4 protein-coding genes and 1 pseudogene are annotated in these 4,544 nt (G+C 71.2%); 4 read left to right on the top strand and 1 reads right to left on the bottom strand.

The genetic code is table 11. From position 1 onward, the window contains the following. Window positions 1-142: 142 nt before the first annotated feature. The 3 genes and pseudogenes from CWC38_RS11015 (at window position 143) to CWC38_RS12475 (ending at window position 2,201) form a co-directional block, all read left to right on the top strand. Complete coding sequence (locus CWC38_RS11015) at window positions 143-595, top strand: hypothetical protein (protein WP_121846771.1); 453 nt, start codon at window positions 143-145, stop codon at window positions 593-595. A 148-nt stretch (window positions 596-743) separates the two neighbouring features. Further along, window positions 744-1,652 (top strand): annotated as a pseudogene (locus tag CWC38_RS12480) (YeeE/YedE family protein); the annotation flags it as partial. A gap of 315 nt (window positions 1,653-1,967) precedes the next feature. Beyond that, window positions 1,968-2,201: a sulfurtransferase TusA family protein gene (locus CWC38_RS12475; protein ID WP_240625234.1), complete on the top strand. Its 234-nt coding sequence runs from the start codon at window positions 1,968-1,970 to the stop codon at window positions 2,199-2,201. Between the two features lie 114 nt (window positions 2,202-2,315). Here the strand turns inward: CWC38_RS12475 and CWC38_RS11005 are convergent, their stop codons facing one another. Beyond that, window positions 2,316-3,881, bottom strand: coding sequence for an MFS transporter (locus CWC38_RS11005; protein WP_121846769.1), 1,566 nt, complete (start codon window positions 3,879-3,881; stop codon window positions 2,316-2,318). A gap of 137 nt (window positions 3,882-4,018) precedes the next feature. Here CWC38_RS11005 and CWC38_RS11000 point away from each other — a divergent pair. After that, window positions 4,019-4,544: inorganic phosphate transporter (locus tag CWC38_RS11000; RefSeq protein WP_206059904.1), on the top strand; the 526-nt coding region annotated here is incomplete at its 3' end.

Genomic DNA, 4,544 nt, shown 5'->3' with positions numbered 1-4,544 from the left:
GCCGGGGACTGCGGGGCGGCCGGTGCACTCCGGTGCTCCTCACCGGGGTGCCGCGGCCCCGTCCGCCGGGCACGCCGGTGAGGCGCCCGGACCGTCCGGGATCGACCCCTGGGGCCGGCCGAGCACCGGGGGCGGTGCCTGAATGGGCGCGGACACCCACTGGTTCCTGCCGATCAACCCCGCGGCCCACCCGGAGCACATGCCCACGGACTGGCGAACCCGCGAGGACGCCACGGCGGGGTGGGAGGCCATCGGGCGCTCGCAGCCCGTTGACCGCTGGTGCCTGCGCACGGGCTTCCGCACCATGAGGGCGGGGGACGTGATCTGGGCGTACCTGTCCAAGCGGCAGGAGCTGTGCGCGGTGGGAACGGTCCGGCGGACGGCCTTCGAGGGCACCGCGGACGGAGGCGGCTGGTACGTCTACGTGGACTGGGACGAGCACCGCACGGCGCAACTGTGCCGCCACCCGATCCCCCGGTCCGCGTTCGGGCAGGTGCCCATGTCGGTGGGGCGTGTGGGCCCGATCCCGGCGGCAATGCTCACGCAGCACCTGCTCGAAGACCAGCGCGGTCCGGTCAGGGGCATGCCCCGGTGAGCCCCGGCACAGTGTTGCGCCCCATGACACCCGCCTGGATCTGAGGTCTCCCGGGGAGTTGACTGGCACGCACTCCCCGGACCGTCACCTCTTCGACATCTGACACTCAACGCACTCGGGGGAGGGTGCAGGAAACAGGCAGATACTCATGATCCTTACCGGACTCGTCCTCGGTGCCGTGCTGGGCATCGTGATGCAGCGCGGCCGCTTCTGCGTGACGGGCATGCTGCGGGACATCTTCCTGCAGCGCTCGTGGCGCACGTTCACCGCTCTGCTCGTGGTGATCTCGGTGCACGCCGTGGGGCTCACCGCGCTCACCTCCCTGGGAGTGATCTCCCCGGACTACCCCTCCTTCATGCCGCTGGCCGTGGTGGTGGGCGGATTCATGTTCGGTGTGGGCATCATCCTGGCCGGCGGCTGCGCCTCCGGCACGTGGTACCGCTCCGGTGAGGGACTGGTGGGTTCGTGGATCGCGCTGGCCATGTACGCGCTGTCCGCGTCCGCCATGAAGACCGGCGTGCTGAAAGGCTTCACCTCCGGGATGAAGGAGTGGGACACCGGGCTCACCACCATCCCCGGCGCCCTGGGCGTCTCCCCGTGGCTGTTCGTGATCGTGCTGGCCGCGGTCACCGGCGTGATGGTGCGCCACTTCCGCAGCCGCGAGAAGTCCACGGTCAAGCCCGCCCGCCTGGGCAACCGCCCCGCGTGGAAGCGCCCCCTCCACGTCTACACCGCCGGCGCGCTCGTGGGCCTGATCGGCGTCGTCGCGTGGCCGCTGTCCGCGGCGACGGGGCGCAACGACGGCCTGGGCATCACCACCCCCACCGCCAACCTGCTCAACTTCCTGGTCACCGGCGCGGACAAGAAGCTGGACTGGGGTGTGATGCTCGTGCTCGGCATCCTGGTGGGCTCGTTCATCGCCGCGAGGTCCACGGGCGAGTTCCGCGTGCGCGTTCCGGACACCACCACCACCGTGCGCTCCATCGCGGGCGGGCTGCTCATGGGCGTGGGCGCCGCGCTCGCCGGCGGCTGCACCGTGGGCAACGGCATGGTCCAGACCAGCCTGTTCACGTTCCAGGGCTGGATCGCGCTGCTGTTCATCGCGCTGGGCGTGGCCGCGGCCACGAAGATCTGGCTCAAGCCCACCGTCACCCAGCCCGAGCGCGGCTCGGACGGGGACACCTACTCCACCGCGCAGAGCCTCGACCACACCGTGGACGCCACCGCCCCGGACGACACCTCGATCGACGCCGCTCCCACCGCGGGCGCGCCCCGCACCCCCGGGACGAACGTGTTCTCGGGCTTCGCCGCGGCGCCCACCGCGCTCATGGTCAAGGACCCGGCGGGTGCGCCGTCGCAGAAGCTCACGGACCTGGGCAACGGCTACTACGCCCTGGACTCCCTCGGCGCGGTGTGCCCGTTCCCGCTGATCGAGGCCAAGGACGTCATGCAGACCCTGCACTCCGGAGACCACCTGGTCATCGACTTCGACTGCACCCAGGCCACCGAGGCCATCCCCCAGTGGGCGGCCACGGACGGCCACCAGGTCACCGACTTCGTGGAGAAGGGCGACGCCAGCTGGCAGATCACCCTCCAGAAGGGCTGACCCGCCCCGCTCTTGCGCTCACGACGCCGCCGCGCCACCTCTGCGCCCAGCGCCCCGCCTGCCGGGGGCCGGGGCGGGGAGGGCGCGGCGGCGTCGTCGTGCGCGCGGCGTGGCTCAGGTGCGGGCGTCCTGCCGCGCGCGGTGGCGCATGTCCCGCAGGGCCACGGCCAGGGCGAGGAGCACCACGAGCACCACCACGCCGAGACCCACCGCGATGCCCACGGACCAGCCCTGCCCGGCAATCACGCCGTAGGCCACCGCGGTGATCATGGCGATGCCCACGGCGGTGCCCACGCGCTGGCCGGTCTGCATCACGCCACCGGCGCTGCCCGCGTACTCCAGCGGCACCTCCGCGAGCGTGAGCGTCTGGTTGGGGCTCACCACCGCGCCCTGGCCGAAGCCCACGAAGCCCAGGGTGAGCACGAGCCACCACTCGCTGACGTTCCAGGAGTCGTGCAGCAGGATCACGGCCGTGCTCAGCAGCAGACCCACCACCACGCTGAGCATGCCGAGGACCACGATCCTGCGGCCCATCCGGCTCACGCGGCTGCCGGCCAGGTTGGAGGCCACCGCGCTGGCGATCGCATTGAGCAGGCCCACGCAGCCGGCGGCCAGGGCGGTGTGGCCCAGGCCCTGCTGCATGTAGAGGGTGATGAGCACCCACACGCTCGTGATGCCCAGGAAGTACAGCGAGATCAGCAGGGTGCCGTTGAGGAAGCTGCTGACCCGGAAGATGTCCAGGTCCACCATGGGCTGGTGCCCGGAGGCCTTGAAGCGCTTCTCCCACGCGACCCACAGCGCCAGGAACACGGCGGCGACCGCGAGCAGCGCCCACACCCACGGACTGGTGCCGGGGGAGCCGGTCTCGATGAACGGGAGCAGGGTGGCCAGCAGGGCGACACCCAGCAGCACCGCGCCCGTGGGATCCATCTCCCGCAGGGCATGTCCGATGGTGGTGCCCTCGGGCCTGCGCAGCAGCGGCCGGGGGAACCAGAGGAACGCGAGCACGAGTGCCACGATGCCCACGGGGACGTTCACCACGAACAGCCACCGCCAGCCCTCGGACGCGCCGCCCGTCTGGATCAGCAGACCGCCCAGGACCGGGCCGATGGCCACGGAGACACCCACGGCACTGCCCAGCATGCCGAACGCCTTGCCGCGCTCCGCTCCCTTGAAGTACTGCTGGATCATGGCCACGCCCTGCGGGTTGAGCAGCCCGGAGCCCACACCCTGCACGAAGCGCGCCACGATCAGCATGGTGGGGTCCGGGGCCAGGCCCGCGGCGATCGAGGACAGCGTGAAGAGGGCCACCCCGAGCATCCACAGGAACCCGCGCCCGAAAACGTCCCCGGCACGCCCGCCCGCCACCAGGACCACCCCGAAGGTCAGGGCGTAGCCGGAGAGGATCCACTGCAGCTGGGACTCGGAGGCCCCCAGCCCCTCCTGGATGGAGGGCAGGCCCACGTTGATGATGCTCACGGCCACCAGGGACATGAAGATGGCCACGAGCAGCACCGCCAGAATCCGCCACCGCCGCGGATCCGTGCCGTGGGCGTACCCCCGGTGGGTGTCCGGATCCGGGCGCGGACTGAGGATGGGCAGCTCGCCCGTTCCCGTGGCGGGGGAGCGTTCGTGCCAGGTCCTGCCGGAGTCCGGACCGCGGTGGGAGTCAGAGGTCATGGGGGAAGTATGCGCCGGGGTTCCGACGCGCCCAGCGGACCTGTTCGTTCGCAGGAAGTGCTTGCCGGGCGCATGCTCCCCCGGGTCGTCCGGGGGCGGGTTTGGTCTGGGGCGCTCGGGGCGGCCATCCTGGTTGAATGACAGTTGAACTGGTGATCCTGGGACTGGTGGTCGTGACCGCTCTGGCGTTCGACTTCACCAACGGATTCCACGACACCGGCAACGCGATGGCCACCTCCATCGCCACCGGGGCGCTCAAGCCCCGCACGGCAGTGGCCCTGTCCGCCGTGCTGAACCTGGTGGGTGCGTTCCTGTCCGTGGAGGTGGCCACCACGGTCACCAAGGACGTGCTGCTCATCCAGACCCCGGACGGCGGGCTCGTCTCCGGGCTGGACCCCACCATTGCGCTGACGCTGATCTTCTCCGGGCTCATCGGGGGCATCCTCTGGAACCTGGCCACGTGGCTGTTCGGGCTGCCCTCCAGCTCCTCGCACGCCCTGTTCGGCGGGCTGATCGGGGCCGGTCTGGCCTCTCTGGGCGTGGCCGGCGTGAACTGGGGCGGTGTGGTCCAGAAGATCCTCGTTCCCGCCGCGCTGGCCCCGTTCATCGCCGGGTGCGTGGCCGCCGTCGGGACCGCCCTGGTGTACCTCATCGGTCGGAGGG

The sequence above is a fragment of the Kocuria tytonicola genome, assembly GCF_003687455.1.
GTDB lineage: Bacteria > Actinomycetota > Actinomycetes > Actinomycetales > Micrococcaceae > Kocuria > Kocuria tytonicola.
The sequence above is the reverse complement of the archived record's forward strand: the minus strand, read 5'-3'. Positions and strand labels throughout refer to the sequence as shown.

What these genes read in the sequence shown, in the direction of transcription:
- CWC38_RS11015 (WP_121846771.1), top strand. Translation starts at nt 143, where the DNA reads ATGGGCGCGGACACCCACTGGTTCCTGCCGATCAACCCCGCGGCCCAC.
- CWC38_RS11005 (WP_121846769.1), bottom strand. Translation starts at nt 3,881, where the DNA reads ATGACCTCTGACTCCCACCGCGGTCCGGACTCCGGCAGGACCTGGCAC.